The 23769-nt window shown below is 47.4% G+C and carries 22 protein-coding genes; 3 read left to right on the forward strand and 19 right to left on the reverse strand.

Features of this window, described 5'->3' with window-relative positions; translation table 11 throughout:
* Window positions 1-3: 3 nt before the first annotated feature.
* The 11 genes from pseF to HUX74_RS00535 all read right to left on the reverse strand — a co-directional run bounded on the left by pseF (window position 4) and on the right by HUX74_RS00535 (window position 11419).
* Window positions 4-687, reverse strand: a complete 684-nt coding sequence (pseF, locus tag HUX74_RS00485; RefSeq protein WP_005829500.1) for a pseudaminic acid cytidylyltransferase — start codon at window positions 685-687, stop codon at window positions 4-6.
* Window positions 684-1847, reverse strand: a complete 1164-nt coding sequence (pseC, locus tag HUX74_RS00490; RefSeq protein ID WP_005829502.1) for a UDP-4-amino-4,6-dideoxy-N-acetyl-beta-L-altrosamine transaminase — start codon at window positions 1845-1847, stop codon at window positions 684-686. Before pseC ends, pseF begins: the two co-directional genes overlap by 4 nt.
* Entirely contained in the window at window positions 1844-2866 is a 1023-nt protein-coding gene (gene pseB / locus HUX74_RS00495; RefSeq protein ID WP_005836599.1) for a UDP-N-acetylglucosamine 4,6-dehydratase (inverting), read from the reverse strand. Before pseB ends, pseC begins: the two co-directional genes overlap by 4 nt.
* A 13-nt stretch (window positions 2867-2879) precedes the next feature.
* Entirely contained in the window at window positions 2880-3368 is a 489-nt protein-coding gene (locus tag HUX74_RS00500; RefSeq protein ID WP_005829506.1) for a UpxZ family transcription anti-terminator antagonist, read from the reverse strand.
* Window positions 3369-3403: 35 nt separating this feature from the next.
* Window positions 3404-3940, reverse strand: coding sequence for a UpxY family transcription antiterminator (locus HUX74_RS00505; RefSeq protein WP_005825336.1), 537 nt, complete (start codon window positions 3938-3940; stop codon window positions 3404-3406).
* A gap of 542 nt (window positions 3941-4482) precedes the next feature.
* Complete coding sequence (locus HUX74_RS00510; protein WP_005825340.1) at window positions 4483-5592, reverse strand: PspC domain-containing protein; 1110 nt, start codon at window positions 5590-5592, stop codon at window positions 4483-4485.
* Between the two features lie 76 nt (window positions 5593-5668).
* A complete protein-coding gene (locus HUX74_RS00515; RefSeq protein ID WP_005825341.1) occupies window positions 5669-5995 on the reverse strand; it encodes a PadR family transcriptional regulator in 327 nt (108 codons plus the stop codon).
* A gap of 215 nt (window positions 5996-6210) precedes the next feature.
* Window positions 6211-7401 carry a [FeFe] hydrogenase H-cluster maturation GTPase HydF gene (gene hydF, locus HUX74_RS00520; protein WP_174646021.1) on the reverse strand — a complete coding sequence of 397 codons (1191 nt, stop codon included), beginning with the start codon at window positions 7399-7401 and terminating at the stop codon, window positions 6211-6213.
* 11 nt (window positions 7402-7412) lie between these two features.
* Window positions 7413-8831 (reverse strand): [FeFe] hydrogenase H-cluster radical SAM maturase HydG, encoded by a 1419-nt coding sequence (hydG, locus tag HUX74_RS00525; RefSeq protein ID WP_174646022.1) that lies wholly within the window; start codon window positions 8829-8831, stop codon window positions 7413-7415.
* A gap of 52 nt (window positions 8832-8883) precedes the next feature.
* Window positions 8884-9942, reverse strand: coding sequence for a [FeFe] hydrogenase H-cluster radical SAM maturase HydE (gene hydE / locus HUX74_RS00530; protein ID WP_174646023.1), 1059 nt, complete (start codon window positions 9940-9942; stop codon window positions 8884-8886).
* A gap of 16 nt (window positions 9943-9958) precedes the next feature.
* Window positions 9959-11419: a monomeric [FeFe] hydrogenase gene (locus tag HUX74_RS00535; protein ID WP_005825346.1), complete on the reverse strand. Its 1461-nt coding sequence runs from the start codon at window positions 11417-11419 to the stop codon at window positions 9959-9961.
* Window positions 11420-11526: 107 nt separating this feature from the next.
* On the opposite strand from HUX74_RS00535, the gene HUX74_RS00540 reads away from it, so the two are divergent.
* Window positions 11527-12024 (forward strand): GNAT family N-acetyltransferase, encoded by a 498-nt coding sequence (locus tag HUX74_RS00540; RefSeq protein ID WP_022400709.1) that lies wholly within the window; start codon window positions 11527-11529, stop codon window positions 12022-12024.
* Window positions 12025-12113: 89 nt separating this feature from the next.
* Here HUX74_RS00540 and HUX74_RS00545 read toward each other — a convergent pair whose 3' ends face one another.
* The 3 genes from HUX74_RS00545 to uvrA all read right to left on the reverse strand — a co-directional run bounded on the left by HUX74_RS00545 (window position 12114) and on the right by uvrA (window position 17088).
* Window positions 12114-13634 carry a peptide MFS transporter gene (locus HUX74_RS00545; protein ID WP_005825349.1) on the reverse strand — a complete coding sequence of 507 codons (1521 nt, stop codon included), beginning with the start codon at window positions 13632-13634 and terminating at the stop codon, window positions 12114-12116.
* Window positions 13635-13751: 117 nt separating this feature from the next.
* Window positions 13752-14231 carry a Cys-tRNA(Pro) deacylase gene (gene ybaK / locus HUX74_RS00550; protein ID WP_005825350.1) on the reverse strand — a complete coding sequence of 160 codons (480 nt, stop codon included), beginning with the start codon at window positions 14229-14231 and terminating at the stop codon, window positions 13752-13754.
* Between the two features lie 25 nt (window positions 14232-14256).
* On the reverse strand, window positions 14257-17088 hold the full coding sequence (gene uvrA / locus HUX74_RS00555; protein WP_174646024.1) for an excinuclease ABC subunit UvrA: 2832 nt from the start codon (window positions 17086-17088) through the stop codon (window positions 14257-14259).
* A 189-nt stretch (window positions 17089-17277) separates the two neighbouring features.
* On the opposite strand from uvrA, the gene HUX74_RS00560 reads away from it, so the two are divergent.
* On the forward strand, window positions 17278-19068 hold the full coding sequence (locus HUX74_RS00560; RefSeq protein WP_117599497.1) for a LysM peptidoglycan-binding domain-containing protein: 1791 nt from the start codon (window positions 17278-17280) through the stop codon (window positions 19066-19068).
* Between the two features lie 73 nt (window positions 19069-19141).
* Complete coding sequence (locus tag HUX74_RS00565) at window positions 19142-19843, forward strand: porin family protein (RefSeq protein ID WP_008663316.1); 702 nt, start codon at window positions 19142-19144, stop codon at window positions 19841-19843.
* A 169-nt stretch (window positions 19844-20012) separates the two neighbouring features.
* Here HUX74_RS00565 and HUX74_RS00570 read toward each other — a convergent pair whose 3' ends face one another.
* From HUX74_RS00570 to HUX74_RS00590, 5 genes are all read right to left on the reverse strand, one after another.
* The gene (locus HUX74_RS00570; protein ID WP_005825355.1) at window positions 20013-20474 is read right to left on the reverse strand and encodes a DUF4293 domain-containing protein; all 462 of its coding nucleotides are present in this window, start codon (window positions 20472-20474) and stop codon (window positions 20013-20015) included.
* Window positions 20474-20809: a DNA-directed RNA polymerase subunit omega gene (locus HUX74_RS00575; protein ID WP_005825356.1), complete on the reverse strand. Its 336-nt coding sequence runs from the start codon at window positions 20807-20809 to the stop codon at window positions 20474-20476. Before HUX74_RS00575 ends, HUX74_RS00570 begins: the two co-directional genes overlap by 1 nt.
* 24 nt (window positions 20810-20833) lie before the next feature.
* Window positions 20834-21652 carry an outer membrane protein assembly factor BamD gene (locus tag HUX74_RS00580; RefSeq protein ID WP_009038614.1) on the reverse strand — a complete coding sequence of 273 codons (819 nt, stop codon included), beginning with the start codon at window positions 21650-21652 and terminating at the stop codon, window positions 20834-20836.
* Window positions 21653-21848: 196 nt separating this feature from the next.
* Complete coding sequence (locus HUX74_RS00585; RefSeq protein ID WP_057098070.1) at window positions 21849-22274, reverse strand: amino acid-binding protein; 426 nt, start codon at window positions 22272-22274, stop codon at window positions 21849-21851.
* A gap of 44 nt (window positions 22275-22318) precedes the next feature.
* The gene (locus HUX74_RS00590) at window positions 22319-23617 is read right to left on the reverse strand and encodes a phenylacetate--CoA ligase family protein (protein WP_174646025.1); all 1299 of its coding nucleotides are present in this window, start codon (window positions 23615-23617) and stop codon (window positions 22319-22321) included.
* Window positions 23618-23769: the final 152 nt, after the last annotated feature.

The raw sequence follows: 23769 nt of genomic DNA on the forward strand, positions 1-23769 counted from the left end.
ACATCATTTATGAAGCAACTCATACTTCATCTCTGCCAATGCCCAGTCAGTCTGTGTATCAAGGTCCTGCACTTCAAGTTCGGAAAGCACCAACCCGGCTGTATTCTCACCCCAAAAAGTCCGGCTCTCCACAAAGGGAGCAGTGCGAGAGAAATAGAACTGACCGGCATCGTGATAAATCGGTTCTAAATCTTGGGAACGTGCATTTTTGTATTCGGGATAAACCATACTAATTTTTCCATCCACGATGTGAAGGCTGCGCTGTATAGGATAGGAATAAGCCACACAAGTGAAAACGGAATCTATCTCCGAATTCATTTTTCCGTATGCTTCCCGGAGTCTTTCGGGAGTGACAAAAGGAGCCGTTGAGTAAATGCAACAAACCGTTTCAAACTCCCTGCCTTGCTCTTTATACTTCCTCAGTACTTCAAGAATTACATCATCAGTACCGGCATAGTCATTTGACATCTCGGCACTCCGCATAAAAGGAACTTTGGCACCATACTTACAAGCTATTCCGGCAATCTCCTCATCATCGGTAGAAACCATCACCTCCTCAAAAAGACCGCTTTGTAAAGCTGCCTCTATGGAATATGCAATGATAGGTTTACCCATAAAGGGCTTGATATTCTTACGCGGAATACGTTTACTGCCGCCACGTGCAGGAATGATTGCTATATTTTTCATTTCGCTACAAATTCTATAACCTTTTCAATCACATACTCCTGTTCCTCGTCCGTCAGCGTGGGATACATCGGAAGACTCAGACAATGTTCGTAATACTCTTCTACTATAGGTAAATCGCCTTTCCTATTGCCCCACTGCTGATAGTAAGGCATCAGATGAAGCGGAGCATAATGAACCTGCGCATAGACATTGTTCTCGTGCAGATAATTATAAAGACCCAAGCGGTCAGCTACTTGAATGATATAAAGGTGATAAGCATGATAGACATCGGCAGTATTGAACGGAGTCTTGATACCATCTATTCCGGAAAACGCTTCATTATAGCGTCTTACGATTTCATGACGACGTTCAAGACCTGCTTTCGCACGCTCCAGCTGAGAAATACCCAAGGCAGCCTGAAAATCAGTCAGACGGTAATTATACCCTAACTCCTGCATCTCGTAATACCAGCCACCATGATGCTCGTGCAATAAAGCAGGGTCTTTCGTAATGCCATGCGTACGGTAAAGACAAAGCTTGTCATAGAGCTCCTTGCTGTTGGTGGTCACCATGCCTCCCTCACCCGTAGCGATATGTTTCACGGGATGGAAAGAGAATACGGCACAGTCGGCAAAACAACCGTTACCACAATGTTGTTTCTTGCCTTTACTGTCCATGAAATAGCCGCCGGGAGCATGGCAGGCATCCTCGATAATCCACAAACCGTACTCGTCGGCAAGCTTTCTGAACTCTTCCAGATCCAAAGGATAGCCTGCAAAATCAACCGGAACAATACCTTTGTAAGTACCGCGAGGAGAAGCTTTAAGCATGGCTTCGAGTTTACGGATATCCATGAGGTAAGTATCCTTGTCAATATCACAGAATACCACCTCGCCGCCACAATAGCGAATGCAGTTGGCACTGGCAGCAAAGGTCATGGGAGTGACAATCACCTTGTCACCCGGCTTTACATTCAGTGCGGTAGCTGCAAGATGAAGCCCCGAAGTAGCATTGTTCACCGCTACGGCATATTGTGCACCTACATATTCGGCAAATTTCGTTTCAAATTCCCTGATTTTGGGACCTTGTGTCAGGTAATCGCTTTTCAGGGTATCGATGACTGCCCGGATGTCCTCATCTGTGATATGCTGACGACCGTATGGAATAGGCTTGCTTATCATTTCACCTCGAAATTAGGGTCAACGTATTTCTTGATATTCTCGCGCATAGTCTCTACTGTCTCCCACTCCGTATTGTTGTCACTGCTGTAGTGGAAACCGTCGGGAACGGGTACTGCATTGTGATGTCTGATGAACTCTTCGCGACTGTGCTTGAAAGATACGGAAGGAAGAATGACATAATATCTGCCCAAATCGATTGTATCAAGAGCATCGGTTACAGTAATCATCTCCTCGTGCAGTTTCTCTCCCGGACGGATGCCCACTTCCACCTGCGGCAGATTGGGTGCAATGGCGGTAGCCACGTCCTGGATATGATAGGAAGGAATCTTAGGAATAAAGATTTCACCACCCAGGTGATGTCCGATGGCATACATGACCAAAGCGACACCGGCTTCCAGTGAAATGTTGAAACGGGTCATGCGCATATCGGTTATGGGAAGTTCCTTCGCCCCGTTGTCACGCTTGTTGATAAAGAAAGGGATTACGGAACCGCGGGAACCCATCACATTGCCATAACGGACTACGGAGAACCTGATGTCCTTGGAACCGCTGATATTGTTGGCGGCAGTAAACAGCTTGTCGGAAGTGAGCTTGGTGGCGCCATAAAGATTAATGGGGGCACAAGCCTTGTCAGTAGAAAGGGCCACCACATGCTGTACACCGGTGGCAAGAGCAGCCTTTATCACATTCTGCGCACCGTGTACATTGGTTTTGATGCACTCTTCGGGATTGTATTCAGCGGTATCCACCTGCTTGATGGCGGCTGCATGGATAATCACGTCCACTCCTTCGCAAGCCCGCGTCAGGCGTTCGAGGTCACGGACATCACCGATAAAGAAACGCAGTTGCGGATACTTATGACCGGGATATTTCTGTTTCAGCTCAAATTGCTTCAGCTCATCGCGGGAGTAAATAATAATTTTCTTTACTTGCGGATAATCACGGAGAATGGTTTCCACAAACTTCTTTCCGAAGGAACCCGTTCCTCCGGTAATCAATACGGATTTATTGTTAAGCATTATATGAAAAGTTTTATTCATCGATATATTCCCATGGATAGGGATTGTCTGTCACATTCTGAAATTCATCAACCGCTTCCTGCTGTTCGGGAGTAAGTGATAAGGAATCCCAGGAGGCGATGATGGAACGGCCTTCGTCGGCCAAAGACTCGTCGAACACTTCACCGTAGCAGGCGGTAAGCAGACGGAGCTTCAGTAAGGAAGCGGGAAGGGCGTCGAGCACATCCCAACAACAGTCCAGCACTTCCTGGACATGCTGCTGCTTTTCGCCATGGTCCACAAAAGAGGCGCTGTAACCCATAAGAAGGGCAAGACAGACATTTGCCTGCTCTTCGATGGTAGTGCCTTTTACACCCGACCGGTATAAAGCCATGGTAAGACGGTAGACCTCACCGTTCCGCCGTGACAAGTCATCGCTATAGACGGGACTGCCGTCCATACCCAAATACATCAGTTCGTGCGCAGCACGCTGAAGAGTGATTGCTTCTTCGGAAAGAGACATAAGCAATTATAGAATTAAGAATTAAAAATTAAAGTTCAGCCGATTACTTCTATAAGATCGGGATGGATAGTGGCCATGGCAACAGCTATGACACCTTGTATTTCGATAACCACGCGACGGTCACGTGCGCCTTTCACCTTCAGAAACACACCCTCTTGCCCCTCAAATTCACCGCCGGTAATCCGGACTTTGGTGCCTTTGGACAAGTTCAATTCATCCGGTTGAAAATAAAGAAGATGATCATCGTAAGTGCCGGATACGGCAATGAAACGCTGCATCTGACCGTCTGGGACAATAATCTTCTGCCCACTGCGGGTATCGGTGATATATTGCAGATAAGTGACTTGAGATTTTACACGCTGCACATCGGAAGGACGGGCATGGACAAAAAGCAGATTATGAACGACCGGAACCAGAGCACGGACTTTTTTCCCTTTTTTTATACATATCTTGTATTGCATAGGAATGAAACAGCCCAAATTTTCTTTCTTGAGCAGATGCATGGCATCCGGTTCTCTGCGGTAGGTGGCACGCATAGCATACCAGATTTCGACCTCTTTCTCTATTCCCATTTTTATGCTTTTGTTCAGACAAGGGTGTTCTCCTGGGGCTTTGAACCTCTTGCATACACTTGAAATTCAATTACTTGCGGACACTTTATGTAGAATACGACAAGCTTTATGCCCTTCTTGTCAACAGATTTTTTGCAGTCATTCATTACCTGTCAGGTAAAATGCTGTAAACGAATCTATTGCAAGCAAAAAGCGTTCAATAGACGTTCGTTTTTTGAACGTCAATATTTAAGAAAACTAAAGAGGGAAGATTACTTAAAAATTAGTAAAAGGAAGAAGTTAGAGAAATACAATGCAATAGGCTTACTGACAAAGTATTATACTCACTAAAAAGAAATTTATAGAATATTTTTATTAAACATTTTGCGAGATTCAAAAATACACGTTATCTTTGCGTTCATTAAACGAACGTTTAAAAAACACCTTTTCCAAACGAAATATTCCACTGTATAACAAATAATTACATTGAAATAAAAAATATCGTGTTTATAGAAATCAGATTCCTACAAACACGACATCAATTAAAAAAGAAATTACTATTCTCAGAAGTTAAAGATACCCAATTCCGGGAAAGTAGCCCCTTGCACTGCAAAACAGATTCCGAAGCAAGCCGCACTTACAATCCAAAGAATAACCAGCGTCCACTTCAAACCGGAATTCATCGGCTGCCATTTGAATATCTGACTGAAGATGGCCCATACAAGACTGACCAAAGGAATTCCTACCAGCAAGATTCCTGCAATGTACATCACAATGGCAGACAACGGAGAAGTAGGCAGTACCACATCAGCCATCGGGAAAAAGGAAATGAGAGCCGCACCGCCACCAACAGCCACCGCTATCGCAGCAAACAACAACGCCACAAATACCACTCCAAATACAAACAGTACCGGACTGCAGATAATGGCAAATATCACCAGACAGATTTTCAAGAACCAGCCGACAATCATCACCAATGCATCTCCCAACTTCTGCAAGAAAGTACGGGGTTTGTCCGACCTCATATAATCATTCACCCCATTGGCAACCTTCTCAAAACCGTCCGTCACCGTCTTTCCGATATTCTCTACCGTAACGGCCTCGCCACGCATACTCAACTTCTCGGCTGCTGTGCGGGCTTCCGGTATAACCAGCCAACACACGATATAGACCGGTATCAATGTCCCTACCCCACAAATCAAGATGACAAGCAGTAACAGTCGAAGTAAAGTTACATCCCATCCCAGGTAGGCAGCCATTCCACTGATGACACCACCCAGCATTTTGTCATCCGGATTGCGGTATAGACGACGGCGTGTAGTGCCATAAGCGGTATTGCTGTTCCAAGCACCGGCACCATAGCCGCCCCCGGCACTCGTGCTGCCGGAATCGGCACTAGCACTCTCTCCTTCTGCCTCCATATCTTCCGGCTTTCCCATGCGGGCAATCACCTCTTCCACGTCGGCTATCGTGATTACTTGTGAACCGGCCGACAATTTCTCGGCAAAGAGTTCGGAAATACGGCGTTCAATATCATCTACAATCTCGTCGGCACCGGCTTCCTTGCGGAAGTGCATCTTGAGATTACTCAGATAATTATCCAAAAGACGGTATGCGTCATCATCAATATTGAAAACGGTTCCACCTAAATTTACAGTTAATGTCTTTTTCATAACACATTATTTATTTACAATTTTACTATTTACGATTTACCATCCGGCGAATTACGGTATATTCTCTTCGGCTATTTCAAGAATTGCTGATGTGATTCACCGTCTCGTTCAACTCTTTCCAGGATGTTTCCAGTTCACCGAGAAAGACTTCTCCTTTTTCCGTCAACCGGTAATATTTACGGGGAGGCCCTTGTGTAGACTCAATCCATTCATACCCCAAAAGGTCGTCGTTCTTCAAACGGGTGAGCAACGGATAAAGTGTACCTTCCACCACAATCAGTCTGGCTTCTTTCAACTTCTGAATGATATCCGAAGCATAAGCCGGCTCTTTGTGAAGCAGCAGCATGATGCAATATTCAAGCATGCCCTTGCGCATTTGCGACTTTACATTGTTTACATCCATAATGGTATTTACTATTTGACAATTTACTATTTGGCTGCGCAATAGAGTAAGGAGTGTCCTTATTAATTCTATTGTTGTTCCTTGTATGGCACAAATATATGTATTATACTAGTACCTTGCATTGCAAAGTACTTTATATTAAACATTATTAACAAGAAAAGTAGTTCACGCTACTCTATAACATCAGTAACGTGAACAGAGAGGAAGAGGGATATTTACCGATGGATAACAATTTTATCCAATATACCGGTCAGACTCGCAATTGCTACTCCGTAGTTGGTTATGGGGATGTGCTGTGCGCAAGCATGGGCTATACGATTGAGAACGTACTTCCGGTTGAACATGCAAGCGCCGCAATGGATAATTAAATCATATCGGGACAAGTCTTTGGGAAAGTCATTTCCAGATACAAAGTCTATCTGCAATTCCTCGCCGATGCGCTTTCGTAACAGGCGGGGAATTTTGACGGTGCCGATGTCCTCGGTCAGCGGGGCGTGGGTGCAGGCTTCGGCTATCAGTACACGCGATTGGGGTGTCAGACTATGAATAGCGGCAGCTCCCTCTACAAAGGCATTGATGTCTCCTTTGTAACCGGCAAAAAGAACCGAGAAGGAAGTAAGACTACTTTCGGCAGGCTTTTGTTGATAGACGATGGGGAATACTTGTGAATCGGTGATTATCAGCTTAGGCGGACGGACAAGGGCTTGCAGGGAGGCTTGCAGCTTGTCGGTGGTGCAGCTCATCACTAAGCACTTTTTATCCAACAGTTCGCGGATGGTCTGCACTTGCGGAAGAATGAGACGACCTTTGGGGGCTTGTATATCCTGGGGCATCACCAGCAGGACGACATCTCCTTCACGTACCAAATCGCCCGTGATAGTCTGCTCACCAAAATTCTCGGGAAGCTTTTCGAGGATAGCATCGAAAATGCCTTGAATGCCGGTACCCTCTTTGGCACTGACCACAACGGGAGCCTGCCCGCACTCCTTTTCAATCCGAAGAACCACGGAAGCGGTGTCTTGACGGGAATCGGCTTTATTCAGTATCAGTATCACGGGGATTTCGCGCGCTGCCAGCAGCTTTAGCCATTGCTGTTCCAGCGTTCCGTCAGCTTCATAAAGCAAGAGGGCGATGTCTGCTTTCTCCACCGTCTTTAAGGTACGCTCCACGCGCATACCGCCCAGTTCGCCTTCGTCGTCATCAAAACCGGGGGTATCGATAAAGAGGCACGGGCCCAAAGGATATACTTCCATGGCTTTGGTCACGGGGTCGGTAGTAGTGCCGGGCGTTGCGGATACCAATGCCGTGTCTTGCCCGGTCAAGGCATTGACAAGTCTGGACTTTCCGCTGTTCCGTCGTCCAAAGACGGCAATGTGCAGGCGGTTGGAACGAGGTGTATTATTCATAAATCCGAAATCTAAAATCTAAAGTCTCTTTTCCCCTCCCCTATCTCCTGAAGATTACGTTCGGCTATCGCCCGTATCTTGGGGTTCGGGATATGCTCCATCTCCTCACGAATCAGCAGTATGCCCTTCTCCTTGGTTTCGGAGGAGGCATAGTCCTCCAGATATTCTTTTAATGTCATCAGTGCATTGGGCTGGCAGCAGTTTGCTATCTGTCCGCGCTTGACGAGCGACATGAAGCGGTCTCCGGTACGTCCCTCGCGATAGCAGGCGGTGCAGAAGCTGGGGATATGCCCCAGGTCGAGCAGCCAACTCACCACTTCATCCAGCGTGCGCCGGTCGCTCACATCGAATTGGGAGGAATCTTCCTCTTTGGCTTCCGGCACGGCATAGCCTCCCACGCTGGTGCGCGAACCGCCGCTTATCTGCGAAACGCCCAGTTCGAGCACCCGACGGCGTACGGCTTCCGACTCACGGGTGGAAATAATCATTCCCGTATAAGGCACCGCAATGCGGGTAACCGCCACAATACGGCAGAACATCTCATCCGAGATGGCATCGGGAAAATCCTCGGTCGAAATATCATCTGCCGGACAGATACGCGGCACGCTGATGGTATGCGGACCCACGCCAAAGGTAGCTTCCAGATGTTCGGCATGCATCAGCAATCCTACAAAGTCGTAGCGATAGGTGTTCAGACCGAACAATACGCCGATACCTACGTCGTCGATGCCACCCTCCATAGCACGGTCCATCGCTTCGGTGTGGTAGGCATAATTACTTTTTGGTCCCGTGGGATGCAAGGCTTCGTAATGCTCTTTGCTGTAAGTCTCCTGAAAAAGGATATAAGTGCCGATGCCTGCCTCTTTCAGCAACCGATAGTTTTCCACTGTAGTGGCGGCTATGTTGACATTCACCCGGCGGATGGCCCCGTTCTTGTGGTGGATGCTGTAGATGGTGCGGATAGACTCTAAGATATAGTCGATAGGGTTGTTTCGAGGGTCTTCTCCGGCTTCCAGCGCCAGGCGTTTATGTCCCATGTCCTGCAAGGCGATAACCTCGCGGCGTATCTCCTCTTGCGAGAGTTTCTTGCGGGGGATGGTACGGTTCTTGGCATGATACGGGCAATAGACGCAACCGTTCACGCAATAGTTGGAAAGGTAAAGCGGGGCAAACATCACAATGCGGTTGCCATAGAATTTCCGTTTGATTTCACGTGCCAGACGATAGATGCGCTGCACCAGTTCCGGCTCGTCACATTCCAGCAGCAGGGCCGCCTCCCGATGGGAAAGTCCCTGGCACAAAGCAGCCTTGTCAATCAAACTTTCGATGAGCGGACGGTTGTTGCGGTTTGCCTGCGCATACTCCAATGTATCCAATATCTCCTGGTGATTGATGAATTCTTCCGCTTGTCTTGACTTTATGTTATACACTTCGTAAATTGATAATTGGTAATTAAAATAAAGAATGAAGATTTGAAAATTATCAATTATCAACGGTCAATTCTCCATTCTCATAATCTCCTCTCTCTCTTGATACCTCATAGCCTATCCCTTTCAGTTGTTCCTCCAATTTTAGCAAACCTTCTGCCGCTTCGGCACCCGCAGAAGCTTTGTTATCATAGAGGGAGTACTTCGCCCGCTGATGAGAAGGCGAAAGATTAGGCATCACGACATTGGCGCCAGCCAATATTCCCCGTTCCCGTCCGTCCGGAGCAAGTGTGGCCAGGGCAGTGGTAGCAGGTATCAGTGCCGCGGGATGCATCAACCGGAAGATAGAAAGCAACTTCAACGTCAACTCCATATCTCCCGACGGAAAAGAGGAAAACTGAGTATCGTGATGTGGAAGAAAAGGTCCCATGCCTATCATCTCCGGCTGAAACCGTTCGATGAAGAGAATGTCTTCTACCAAATGGTCCACCGTCTGGTAAGGACTGCCCACCATGATTCCGGTTCCCACTTGATAGCCTATCTCTTTCAGCCAGTCCAAGCATTGCAACCGATGGGAAAGGGACATCTCCGCAGGATGAAGCCGGTGATAATGCCCTTCGTTGCAGGTTTCGTGCCGCAACAGATAGCGGTTGGCACCTGCCAGGAAGAAACGTTCGTAAGCTTCCCGCGATTTCTCGCCCAAGGATAAGGTAATGGCACAATCCGGGAAGGATTGCCGGATAGCGGCAACTGCCTCCACCATCCCCTCATCCTTCACCGCCGGCGCTTCGCCCCCTTGCAGCACAAAGGTACGGAAGCCCAACCGATAGCCTTCATGGCAACACGAAAGAATCTCCTCCTGCGTCAGCTCATAACGGGTTATGTTCCGGTTCTCCTTCCGTATGCCGCAATAGTAGCAGTTATTGCGGCAACGGTTGGTTATCTCAATCAGTCCGCGAATGAAGATTTTATTGCCAAAGCGGGCAAGCGCTTCTTCCCGAGCAAGCTCCTGCAGGTAGGCTGCAAGTTCTGTGTCCCGGCAAAGAAGCATGGCTTTATACTCTTCGGCATCCAGCCTGCGGTTGCTCCGCAGTTTGTCAATCAAATGCTTCATATAAACGGACAAAGGGCTAATACGTCTCTTTCCTCTTTGCCAACTCCTGCGTCAGCTGGCGCTTTCCGGCAGTTATTTCATTGTGCGAACATGGCCCGGTAATACAACCGCCCTCGCAAGCCATCACTTCAATAAATTGCCCCGGAGCCTTGCCCGACTTGGCGTAAGCACGCAACGCACCGATAGCCTTCTTATCCAGATTAGCCACTTGTACGGCATTGATTTTATCTGCCTCTTCCTTCAGATAGGCTTTCACGGCACCCATCACGCCTCCTGCCTGCGCAAAACCATGCGCCTCGCGCACGGAAGTGAAACTCATGGAATAGGGCTTTGCCTGCTCCATCTGAATATCCAGCCCGGCAAGCACGGAAGCCACCTCCTCGAAAGTCATGATAAAGTCCACCGCCTCGTCGCGCTGCGCCTCTTTGCGCTTGGCAACGCAAGGACCTATGAAGACCACCTTCGCATCCGGATACTTCTCTTTAGCAATGCGGGCAGCATAATACATTGGCGAACCGGTGCCCGACACGTAAGGCTTCATGGCAGGAATATGCTTGTTCACCAACTCTATATAAGACGGACAGCAGGAAGTCGTCATAAACTTCTGACCCTCCTCCAGCTTCTCAATCAGCTCGTGCGCCTCGTTGCTGACGGTATCCATCGCTCCCTGAGCCACCTCGATGACATCCGTAAAACCGACTTGTTTCAATGCGCCATATACTTGTTCAATAGTCGTCTTGAACTGCCCCAGGATGGACGGAGCCACGATAGCCACCACCTGCTCACCCTTGCGGATTCTGTGCAACACGTCGAACACCTGCGATATTTCGAAAATTGCTCCGAATGGACATGCATTGAGACACTTTCCGCAATAGATACATTTGCTTTCGTCAATATGCTCTATCCCCTTCTCATCCTTACTGATGGCTTTCACGGGACAAGCTTCCTCACAAGGTACGGGAATATAAACAATGGCATGGTAGGGACAACTCTTATGGCAGATGCCGCAACTGATACATGCATCATGGTCAATCCATGCCTGACCGCTCTCCTTGACATGCACTGCCTTCTTGGGACAATTCACCTGGCAACTGCGTGCCGTACATCCGCGGCAGAGGTTCGTAATCTCGTAGTTAATCTGCACACATGCCGAACAAGCTTCGTCAATCACACACATGATGTTGTCTTTCGGCCTGCCATTTTCCGCTCTGTCCAGTGCACGGGCAGCGTACTCCGACAAGGGGGTCAGCTCATCCGTCTCGTCCTCCATATCGAGTCCCAGAAGCGGCAATGACTTGTACTTCCACACCGCGCGCTCTTTGTGCACACAGCAGCGTCCCGCGTGCTTGGACCTCTTCGGACTCAGCTCGATGGGCAGCCGGTCTATTTTATCCACAAGTTCGTTGTTATTCCACAGCTTTACCAGTTCCTTCAGTAATCTGTGGCGGACAATCATAATGTTGCTCGTAAATGCCATAATTTTTAAAATCAAAATTAGTTAGTTCGGTAACGGTCTGCAAAGATAACGATTGTTTCACAAAAAAGGCTTAACTTTACACCCCAAACAGTATAAATACAACCGATATGTTTACCATAAGAAAAGCAACGACAGCAGACTGCGCACTGATTCAGAAACTTGCGCAGCAAATATTCCCCGTCACGTATAAGGATATCCTTACTCCCGAACAGACCGACTACATGATGGAATGGATGTATTCATTGGACAATATCCGCAAGCAAATGGAAGAGGAAGGCCACGTCTACTTCCTGGCCTACGAAGAATGTGAAGCGGCGGGCTATGTGTCCGTACAGCAGCAAGGAGAAGATTTATTCCACCTGCAAAAGATTTATGTGCTCCCCTATTACCAGGGTGCACATTGCGGCAGTTTCCTCTTTCGCGAAGCCATCAAGTACATCAAGGAAGTGCATCCCGGCCCTTGTCTGATGGAATTGAATGTGAACCGCACCAACAAGGCACTGCAGTTTTACGAACATATGGGAATGCGGAAACTCCGTGAAGGGGATTTCCCGATAGGAAACGGATATTACATGAATGACTACATCATGGGACTGGAAATCTGAGTCCCGGCATTAAAAGCCCTCCAAAAACTAAAGGCTGCGCAGTTCATTACGAACATTGCGCAGCCTTTAGTTTTATCTTTCGTTTCCGATTACTTCGCCACCTTTTCAAGCCATTTCAGCATGAACAGCATGGTGAACATGGAAATGCAGCACGCTACTACAAATACCGTCCACGTCATCCAGATAGGAATACTTTCGTAGAGGATAGCACCGATAACGAGCAACTGATTACCAATGGCAGTAGCACCGAGCCAACCGCCCTGCATGATACCCTGATATTTGGGAGGAGCCACCTTGGATACGAATGAAATGCCCAACGGAGAAATGTACAACTCGGCAACAGTCAATATCAGATAGGTAACCATCAGCAACAGCGGAGTCACCTTCACCGGAGAGGTACCCAAAGCGATAATATCCTTGTGCATCGGCAAGTTGCTTACATAAGAACCGATAGCCATTATAAGGAAGCCGGTGGCAGCAATACCCATACCAATGGCAATCTTCCGCGGAGTGGAAGGCTCTTTACCCTTGGCACGCTGTGCTGCAAAGACAGCCATGATGACCGGAGTGAGAGACACAACGAAAATCGGGTTCAAAGACTGGAACAGCTCAGCTGAAATAGCCATGCCGAACAAATTCAAATCTGTATATTCCTTGGCAAAATAAGTCAGTGTCAATCCATTCTGATGGAACGAGAACCAGAAGAAAATTACCACACCGAATACGGCAAACAATGCATACATGCGCTGTCTTACCTCTTGTGCATTCATCTCCACTGCAGTGGCATCGCCCGCTTTTGCAGCAACCTTCTTGCTGGGATCGGGGAATTTCTTTCTGTTGATGACGAAAATTACCAAAGAGAGAACCATAGCCAAGATAGCTACACCGAATGCATAATGGAAACCGGTGGTAAACACGTTCAGATATTCATTGGCAAATACCGTCATATCCGTTACGGGTGTTCCGGAAATAGTGGCTTTGGCTGCCAATGCGCTATAAGTGTCCACAGCCTCGGGAGTCAGCGTTCCTGCCAGATGTCCGTGGCAAAGGGCAGGCAGGTCGGCATCATAATTGTAGCCGAATGTGGACAACCACCAGTTACGCACGCCTACTGCGGCAAACGGGGCAAAGATGGCACCTACATTGATGAACATATAGAATAAGGAGAAACCGGAATCGCGCATGCTGGAGTACTGAGGATTGTCGTACATCTGCCCTACCAGCGCTTGAAGATTTCCCTTGAAAAGACCATTTCCGAAAGCAATGACAAACAAGGCTGCACAAGTAATCACCAGAAACAAGGTCTTATTGGCAACCGGTGTAGGAGACGGGATGGCCAGCATCAAGTAACCTACCGCCATCAAAACAATACCGGCAAAGATGGTACCTTTGTAATTACGGGTTCTGTCGGCAATAATACCACCTATCAATGCTAGAATGTAAATAGAAAAATAAAATGTTGAGTAGATCAAACCTGCCTCTTTTCCATCCAGTCCGAACTTGGCTTGCAGAAAAAGTACAAGAATGGCCATCATTGTATAAAAGCCGAAACGCTCGCCCAAATTAGCAAAAGATGCGGCAATCAGACCTTTAGGGTGTTTGTTGAACATAAAAATTAGTTTTTAGAATTAGTAATTGGATTGATTTCTTGAATAATTCCTGCAAATATATAAATTCTATTGAAGATTTCCTTATAAAATTAAAATATCTCGGCAGAAATAGAAGATTTATTCATTAAAAAGAATACAAACCTCTGCATGCACTTCCCTTACCAAATCCTTCGGATCCAACTTAAGCTGCAAACCGCGTTGTCCGGCACTGATATAGATATACGGAAACCGCAGGCACGTTTCATGGATATAGGTAGGGAAAGGTTTCTTCATGCCGATGGGTGAACACCCACCCCGGATATAGCCAGTCAGAGGTAAAAGTTCCTTAACCGGGATAAGGTCACATTTTTTGTTTCCTGACGCTTTTGCCGCCAGCTTCAAATCCACTTCGTGCTCACCCGGGATGACACAGACAAAATAACCGGATTTATCACCGTGAAGAATCAGCGTCTTGAACACGCAATTGATGTCCTCACCCAAACTGGCAGCTACATGCACTGCACTTAAGTCGTTCTCATCCACCTCGTAGGGAATGAGCTCATACGCAATCTTGGCCTTGTCGAGAAGCCTTGCTGCATTCGTCTTATTGATTTTCATAATATTCTCTATGATGAGATAATTATCACTTGATATTCAATTCTTCACGCAGGAACTTAGGCGTATAGCCTTTCTTGCTTTTAGCAACCTCTTCCGGGGTTCCGCAGGAAAGGAGTTCTCCCCCTCCCTTACCGCCTTCTGGCCCCATATCGATGATATAGTCCGCCATCTTGATGACATCGAGATTATGCTCTATGACGATGACGGTATTCCCTTTGTCTACAAGTTTGTTCAACACGTTCATCAAAACGCGGATATCTTCGAAATGAAGTCCGGTAGTAGGTTCGTCAAGGATATACAGAGTCTTGCCCGTATCACGTTTGGAAAGTTCCGTAGCCAACTTCACGCGCTGGCTCTCACCTCCGGAGAGCGTGGTGGAAGACTGGCCCAACTTGATATAACCCAATCCCACTTCCTGGATAACCTTAATTTTGTTCAATATCTGAGGCACATTCTCGAAAAACTCCACCGCACGGTTGATGGTCATATCCAGCACATCGGCAATGGATTTTCCCTTAAAACGCACTTCCAGCGTCTCTCGGTTGTAACGCTTGCCGTGACATACCTCGCAAGGCACATACACATCCGGCAGGAAATTCATCTCAATGCACTTGTACCCATTGCCTTGGCAAGCTTCGCAGCGTCCGCCACTGACGTTGAAGGAGAAGCGTCCCGCCTTATATCCACGTATCTTCGCTTCGGGCAAGCCGACAAACAGATTGCGGATATCGGAAAACACACCGGTATAAGTGGCAGGATTGGAACGCGGCGTTCGTCCCAAAGGAGACTGGTCCACATTCACCACCTTGTCTATATATTCCAGCCCTTCAATACTATCATAGTCCAAAGGATCCTGCAGTGAACGATAGAACTTCTGCGAAAGAATAGGCTGCAACGTCTCGTTGATAAGCGTGGACTTGCCACTGCCGGAAACACCGGTAACGCAAATCAGCTTGCCCAGCGGGAACTCCACATCCACATCCTTCAGATTATTACCCTTGGCGCCACGCAGCCACAGACTGTGTCCATTGCCCTCGCGACGCTTGGCAGGCACCTCAATGGCACGCTCACCATTCAAGTATTGGGAAGTCAGCGTATGCGTCCGTAGCATTTCACGGGGAGTACCGGCAAAGACAACATCCCCTCCCAGCCTACCGGCTTTCGGCCCCATATCAATGACATAATCGGCGGCGAGCATCATATCCTTGTCATGCTCCACCACAATGACGGAGTTGCCAATGTCACGCAGTTCCTTCAAAGAGTGTATCAAGCGCTGGTTGTCGCGTTGGTGCAGGCCGATACTCGGCTCATCCAATATATACAGCACATTCACCAGCTGTGAACCTATCTGCGTAGCCAGGCGGATACGCTGGCTTTCACCACCGGAAAGGCTGACGGAACTACGGTTCAGCGAAAGATAATCCAGACCTACATCAAGCAGAAATTTGAGCCGTGTACGGATTTCCTTCAGGATTTCACCGGCAATCTGCTGTTGCTTGCTACTAAGATACGGGTCTACGTTTACCAGCCAGTCATACAGTTCATTGATGTCCATCGTAGACAATTCGTAGATGTTCTTGTCGTGAATGCGGAATGAAAGCGCTTCCTTATTCAACTTGGCGCCATGACACTCCGGACAAACGGCAGTCTTGGCAAACTGGTCCGCCCACTTCTGTACCGTGGCAGAAGCATCCTTCTCCTGCAGCATCTGGATATACTTTACAACCCCCTCAAACGTCACAAAATAATCAGAAGAGGTGCCTATCAGTGAACTCTTTATCTTGATACGCTCGTCCGAGCCATAGAGAATCTCGTCGATGGCATCCTCCGGTAAGTCTTTGACCGGTGTTTTCAGCGTTGCTTCATATTTCTCCAGCAAGGCGGTAATCTGCCAGAAAATCATGCTGTTCTTGGCTTTCCCCAACGGTGCGATGGCACCTCCGGCAATGGAGAGCTCACGGTCGGGAATCACCTTGTCAATATCAATCTGGCTGACCACCCCCAACCCTTTGCATTTAGGACATGCACCTTGCGGCGAATTGAAGGAAAAGTTGTGCGGCGCCGGTTCCCGATAGGACAACCCCGTCACGGGACACATCAGCCGTTTGCTGTAATGGCGCACGCTATCCGTCTGCACATCGAGTATCATCAGCAATCCGTCACCTTGGCGCATGGCAGTGGCCACGCTGTTCTTCAGGCGTGTGTCATCCTTGTCCGTCACCACCAGCTTGTCTATCACCACCTCCACATCATGGTTCTTATAGCGGTCCAGCTTCATGCCTGGCAAGGCTTCGCACACCTCACCATCCACACGTACGTAGAGATAGCCTTTCTTGCGCACCTGCTCGAAGAGCTCCTTGTAATGCCCCTTACGGCTGCGCACCAGTGGAGCAAGGATATAAATGCGTTTTCCTTTGTAATCCTTCAGGATAAGATCGAGTATCTGTTCCTCGGTATACTTCACCATCTTCTCGCCGGAGAGATAAGAATAAGCCTCTCCTGCACGGGCATACAACAAACGAAGGTAATCATAAACCTCTGTCGTTGTACCCACCGTGGAACGTGGATTCTTATTCGTGGTTTTCTGCTCGATGGAGATAACCGGACTCAGTCCCGTTATCTTATCCACGTCCGGACGTTCCAAATTTCCCAGGAAGTTACGGGCATAGGCTGAAAAGGTCTCGATATAGCGGCGCTGCCCTTCGGCAAAAATAGTATCGAATGCCAAAGAGGACTTGCCGCTTCCGCTCAGGCCTGTAATCACAGTCAGGCTGTTACGGGGAATCTCGGCATCGATATTCTTGAGGTTGTGCACGCGCGCACCATATACATTGATATATTCTGTTTCTTCTTGCATGTTGATTTATCCTATCGTTTTAACTGCAAAAATAACTGTTTCCCCCCGAATATCAGCCGAAAAGCGCTATTTTTCAGTTTTGAAATGCACAATATTATTTCTTAACGCAATCCTTTGGTTTGAATGCCACAATATTCGTACCTTTGCAGCTACTTTGGGAAATTGTAAACATAAACCAACGATTACTGAATGAAAACGATTAACCGCATTATCTGCTCCCTGCTGCTTGCCAGTGCATGCAGTATCGGTGCAATAGCACAAGAGAATCAATCTTATTTTCTGCATACTATCGAAAAAGGACAAAGTCTCTACTCCATCGCCAGCATGTACGGCGTCAGCCAGTCGGACATCATCAAACTGAACCCCGGCAGTGACGAGAAAATATTCATCGGACGCACATTGCGTATTCCACGCAGCGCTGCCAACATACAAAAAGAAACATACCATACCATCGAAACCGGTGAGACCCTTTACCGACTGACCGTGAAATACAATGTATCTGCCAAAGCCATCTGTGACGCCAACCCGGGACTGAGCGCCGAGAATTTCCGTATCGGACAAGTAATCCGTATCCCTTCCACAACCGAGCCCCAAACCATGGTCCCGGTTGAGACACAAAGCAGCACTGTGGTTGCCAACAACAATATTCTCGGCCCCGTAGAGTCACGATGCCGTGACATGCATAAAGTGAAGCGGAAAGAAACCGTATTCAGCATCAGCCGTGAATACGGCATCAGCGAAGCCGAACTGATAGCCGCCAACCCGGAATTAAAAGGCGAAAACAAAATAAAGAAGGGAACCTTCCTCTGCATTCCCTATCCCAAAGCACAGACGGAGCAAAATATCCAGTCGCAGGCAATACCTACCGACAGCGAGCTGTTCCGTGAAAACCGGAAAAAGACAGAACGCTTCAGCACCATCAAGGCTGCCGTCATCCTTCCCTTCCTGGACGGGGTATCAAAGAGCGAGTCTTCCCGTATGGTGGAATACTACGAAGGCCTGCTGATGGCCGTAGACAGCTTGAAACGTACTGGCACTTCCATTGACTTGTACACTTACAATTCTGGTCCCGAAAGTGCCTCGCTGAACTCCATCCTGGGCAAAAGCGAGATGAAAGACATGGACATCATCTTCGGGCCTCTGTACCAACAGCACATCAAACCTCTGGCCGAGTTTGCCAAGAAACAAGACACACGCCTGGTGATACCATTCACATCGAAAGACAACACGGTATTCCAGAATCCGGCGGTCTATCAGATAAATACCCCCCAATCCTATCTGTACTCCGAGGTGTACGACCACTTTGTGCGCCAGTTCCCCAATGCCAACGTCATCTTCATTGAAGCCAGCCAGGGCACCAAGGACAAGGCAGAATTCATCAAGGGACTGAAAGATGAACTGCGCAACCGTTCCATCCCGATGAAGAGCCTGAAAGAGGATGTCACCGTAGAATCCCTGAAAACAGTATTACGCACGGACCGTGAGAATATCTTTATCCCCACATCCGGCAGTAACCTGACATTGATTAAGATACTTCCCCAATTGACCTTATTGGTGCGCGAACAACCCGAAAGCCGTATCCATCTGTTCGGCTATCCGGAATGGCAGACCTACACCAAAGACCACTTGGAAGCCTTCTTTGAACTGGACACCTATTTCTATTCCTCTTTCTATACCAACAACCTGCTGCCTGCCGCCATCAACTTTACCAAAAACTACCGCAGATGGTATGGCAAGGAGATGGACGAGCGCTATCCCAAATTCGGAATGCTGGGCTTCGATACCGGTTATTTCTTCCTGAAAGGACTTGCGCGCTATGGCTCTTCTTTCGAGAAGAACATGCAGGGACTGGATTTGATTCCCATCCAGACCGGCTTCAAGTTCCAACGGGTAAACAACTGGGGAGGCTTCATCAACAAGAAGGTGTTCTTCGTGCACTTCACCAAGAACTTTGAGTTGGTGAAGTTGGACTTTGATTAGGGATTAAGGATTAATAATCTGATAATCCACTATATAACTATTAACTTGTAGCTTGTAACTTATAACTTATAACATGAACCTGAGAACAATCATCATATTCGCCCTGCTGGTGTGTGCATGTATATTGCCCCTGCATGCGCAGGTGGGCGAGCAACGCCACAACTTCGCTGTGGGCGTCAATGGAGGCATCAATCTGAATAGCGTAAGCTTCTCTCCCTCTGTCAAGCAGAAGAATCTGATGGGTATCAACGGCGGTGTAACAGCCCGATACATTTCCGAAAAATACTTCAGTATGATTTGCGGTGCACAAATCGAGCTGAACTTCTCACAACACGGTTGGGACGAGTATTACGAGGACTATCCCACACTGAGCTACACCCGCACCATGAACTATGTGGAAATACCGTTCCTGGCACATCTGGCATTCGGCAAGGACCGCGGTTTGCAATTCTTCATCCATGCCGGTCCGCAGATAGGTTTCCTGCTTGGCGACAGCGAAAAAATAGACGGCGACTGGGACGGCACTGTAGCAGAATCCTACACCAACATCACCGTGGAACAGCACGGCAAGGCCATAGACAACAAATTCGACTACGGCATTGCAGGCGGAGCAGGCATAGAGCTGCGCACCAAGGCAGGCAATTTCATCGTAGAAGGAAGATACTACTATGCTTTATCCGATTTCTATGGCAGCACCAAGAAAGACTTTTTCTCACGCTCCGCACACGGAGTCATTACGGCCAAGATAACTTATCTCTTCGACTTGAAGAAGTAATGCTTATAGGAGACACCCGTTTCCACATATAGGAACGACAATTTCCTCTAATGGGAACAGTATAATGGAACGGCTGTAACCTCAAGCGGAAACGATACAAAAGGCAGACCACGTATTCCGAATGAAATACGTGGTCTGCCTTTTGTTATTATCAAGTAGATAAACCTTCTTATCTTCTTAAACGGTCTGCCGCCTTCACCATCACCTCATCTTTGTAGATGGCACGGAAGGCCAGATAGTTAAGGATGATGGCTACCACCGGAAGGCAAAGCGCCCATCCTAACTGGAAAGTCATTGCATCCAAATCACCCTTCAAAATAAACATAAATACACAGAAGGCTATGTAGTAGCCTATCAGCAGAATGCTGCTGAAAATCGTCATGCGTATTTGCAACATACGGTTACGGAAAAGGAATATCGTACAGAAGGCAACAAGTGCACTGAGCAACAATATCCCGAACAAGCCCCAAGTAGACTGAAATCCTCCGTCGGCCAAAGCCACTCCCAGAGGTTTGAAAACATGCGCCGTCACTCCGTCCGCTCCGATGAACTGTCCTACAGGCATGCAAATTGCCACAACCAACAGGATAGTTACCAACAACAAATAAACAGATTGAATACGTTGTATCATTACTGTAATTTTTCTTTTTCCTTAGCCGGGTTACGATAGTAAATCTTACCCTCCACATACTCTTGTGTTGCAATCAATGTCGGCTTCGGCAGTTTTTCGTAATAGCGGGAAATCTCAATCTGTTCCCGGTTTTCGAACACTTCTTCCAAATTATCATTGTAAGAGGCAAACTCAGCAAGCTTTTTGGAAAGGTCATTCTTGATTTCCACACTAATCTGGTTGGCACGTTTTCCGATAATCGCTACGCTTTCGTATACATTACCGGTATCCTCACACAACTCCATCATATCACGGGTCACCGTAGTAGTAGGAGCATTTGTCTTTCTGTAATCCATAAATTTATCTATTGTATTATTATATTATTGCTCTTCACTTCCTTCTCCCAGCATTTTCTGTGCTTCCTTAAAGATTCGGTCGACTTCCTTCATATACTTACTTTCGGGGAACTCATTTTTAAAGGCATAACATTCATCCACAGCTTCGCGGTAACGTTCTGCCCTTTTGTCTTCCACACTGTATACAGCCAACTCATACTTGGCACGCAAGATAAGAATGGATAAATCTTCACGCAGGTTGGTATAGGGATAATCCTTCAAAGCATTCTGCGCAGTGATAACGCAAGCCTGATAGTTGTTACCCAGATAATTACCCATATTATAATAAAGTTTTGCAGACAGATACTCCTTCATCACCAGCTTGTCCTGCAAGGCAAATATCATGTTCTGCGCCTCCTCTTTCTTGGAACTTTGCGGGAAGTATTCCATAAACATCTGCAACTGCTGGATGGCGCTATACGTGCCGGATTGGTCCAAACGCGGCTCCGGAGTATCCAGATACAAAGCTTTACCGGCGTGGAAACGTGCCAGTTCTGTGAATGTACCGCGGGGATAAACGTTGTAGTATTGAATGAAAGTCTGCGCAGCAGTCTGATAATCCTTCTGGTTATAGTAACTCATGCCCAGCATATAGAGGGATTCCTCTGCCTTATCAGTACCTTTGAGAATAGCAATCAATTCGTTGAGCAAAGTGGCAGCACGGTTATACTGACCTTTTGCGAAGTAATTTTTTGCCGCTTCGTACTTGTATTCGTAATCTGTGCTTTTCAGCAATTTGTTGTATTCTCCACACGAGGAGAGCAGCAATGCTGCAAGCAGAGTTATTAGGATGTTCTTCTTCATTACTTTTGTTCAAATAATGCGCAAAGATAGGGGTTCGCATCGAATAAAGCAACGATACGAGCCTTAATTTTTCAAAAACCAGACGAACGGGCAGGAAATAAGGATTAATGGTTAGGAATTAGGGATTAGCGGTTAGTGCCATGCGGAGTAATAGCGCAACCACCAACCACTAATCGCTAATCACTATTTTTACATTTTACAGCTTATACAAATCGCTTGCCGCCAGCAAATCAACCTTTTTTTCTGTCAATACACGGATGCAGTTATCCATGTCGTTAGGACGGATGATGACATTGGCCGTTTCACCGTTGGCAAAGGAATACATGTACTCGATGAAGACACCTTCATCGGAGAGGAAGCGGAGCACTTTCGCCAATGAGCCGGGAATATTGGGACAACTGATGCCTACCACATCCGTTACATTCACAGCGAAGTGATTATCTTTCAAAGCTTTATATGCTTTATCCGGTTCAGAAACAATACCACGAAGGATACCGAAATCGGCATTCTCTGCAATACATAGAGCAGAAAGGTTGACACCTTCTTTTGCAAGAACTTCAGTCACCTCTGTGAGGCGGCCGGACTTGTTCTCCAGAAAAATGGAAAGTTGTTTTGCTACCATAGGTTCATTTACTATTTGACAATTTACAATTTACAATTTGGCAATTACAATTTGCGGTTGTCGATGACGCGCTTGGCTTTGCCTACGCTGCGCTCAATACTGCGTGGTTCTACCAGACGGACATCTACACCGAGACCGAGTACGCTCTGCAGGCGGGCTACGAGCTTCTTCTTCAAAGCCAGCATCTTGTTGATTTCGTCGGAATAGTATTCGGGACGAACTTCAACCTGCAACTCCATGGTATCGGTATTGTTCTTGCGATCTACCAGTAAGAGGTAGTGAGGTTCGAACTCCGGCATTTCGAGAATGACAGACTCGATCTGGGTGGGGAATACATTGACACCACGGATAATCAGCATGTCATCGCTACGTCCCAAAATGCGGTCCATACGGACCAGTGTGCGTCCACAGGAGCACTTATCGTAGTGCAAGGCCGTGAGGTCCTTGGTACGATAGCGCAACAGCGGCATACCCTCTTTGGTAAGGTGAGTGAACACCAATTCGCCGGTCTGGCCGGGAGCAACCGGCTCGAGGGTCTTCGGATCTACAATCTCGGGGAAATAATGGTCTTCGTTGAGGTGAGTGCCGTGCTGGCACTCGCACTCGTAACCTACACCGGGACCGGCAATCTCGCTAAGTCCATAAATATCAAAAGCCTTGATTCCCAGCTTTGTTTCAATATCCCGACGCATATTTTCGGTCCATGGCTCGGCGCCAAAGGCTCCTATTTTCAACTTGAAATCTTCTCGGGGAAGGCCGGAGTCCTTGATGGCATCTGCCAGATAGAGGGCGTATGAGGGTGTGCAGCAAAGCACGGTAGAACCGAAATCATGCATCAGTGTAATCTGCTTCTCTGTATTACCGCTGGACATCGGGATGACAGAAGCTCCGATATTCTCGGCACCGGCATGCGCACCCAGTCCGCCGGTGAAAAGTCCGTAACCGTAGGACACCTGGAAAATATCCGAACTACCGGCACCATAGGCGGTAAAGGCCCGTGAAAGGCATTCGGACCATACTGAAAGGTCTTTCCGGGTATAGCCTACTACAGTGGGCTTTCCAGTAGTGCCGGAAGAGGCATGAATACGCACAATCTGGCTCATAGGTACGGCACAGAGGCCAAAGGGATAATTGTCCCGCAAGTCATACTTGGTGGTAAAAGGCAGTTTTACAATATCATCTATACTGTTTATGTCATCGGGAGTAATTCCCAGTTCCTGCATTTTCTTACGGTAAAAAGGAGTGTCATGATACACACGTTCCACAGTCTTTTTGAGACGAATGCTCTGGATTTTACGAAGGCTTTCGCGGTCCATGCATTCGATGCTTTCATTCCAAATCATGTTTTTCGTTGTATTACAATTATTAATGGTTATTATCAATATAGCTGCAAAGTAAACATAAAATCTCTGGAATAACCTCGAAAAACGGGAGAAATGACGCTAAACGACTTAATATCAGAGCTGTTACGGTGTCAAATGATGACAAGCCGAAA

The organism is Bacteroides sp. Marseille-P8574, assembly GCF_902825465.1.
Taxonomy (GTDB): Bacteria; Bacteroidota; Bacteroidia; order Bacteroidales; family Bacteroidaceae; genus Bacteroides; species Bacteroides uniformis.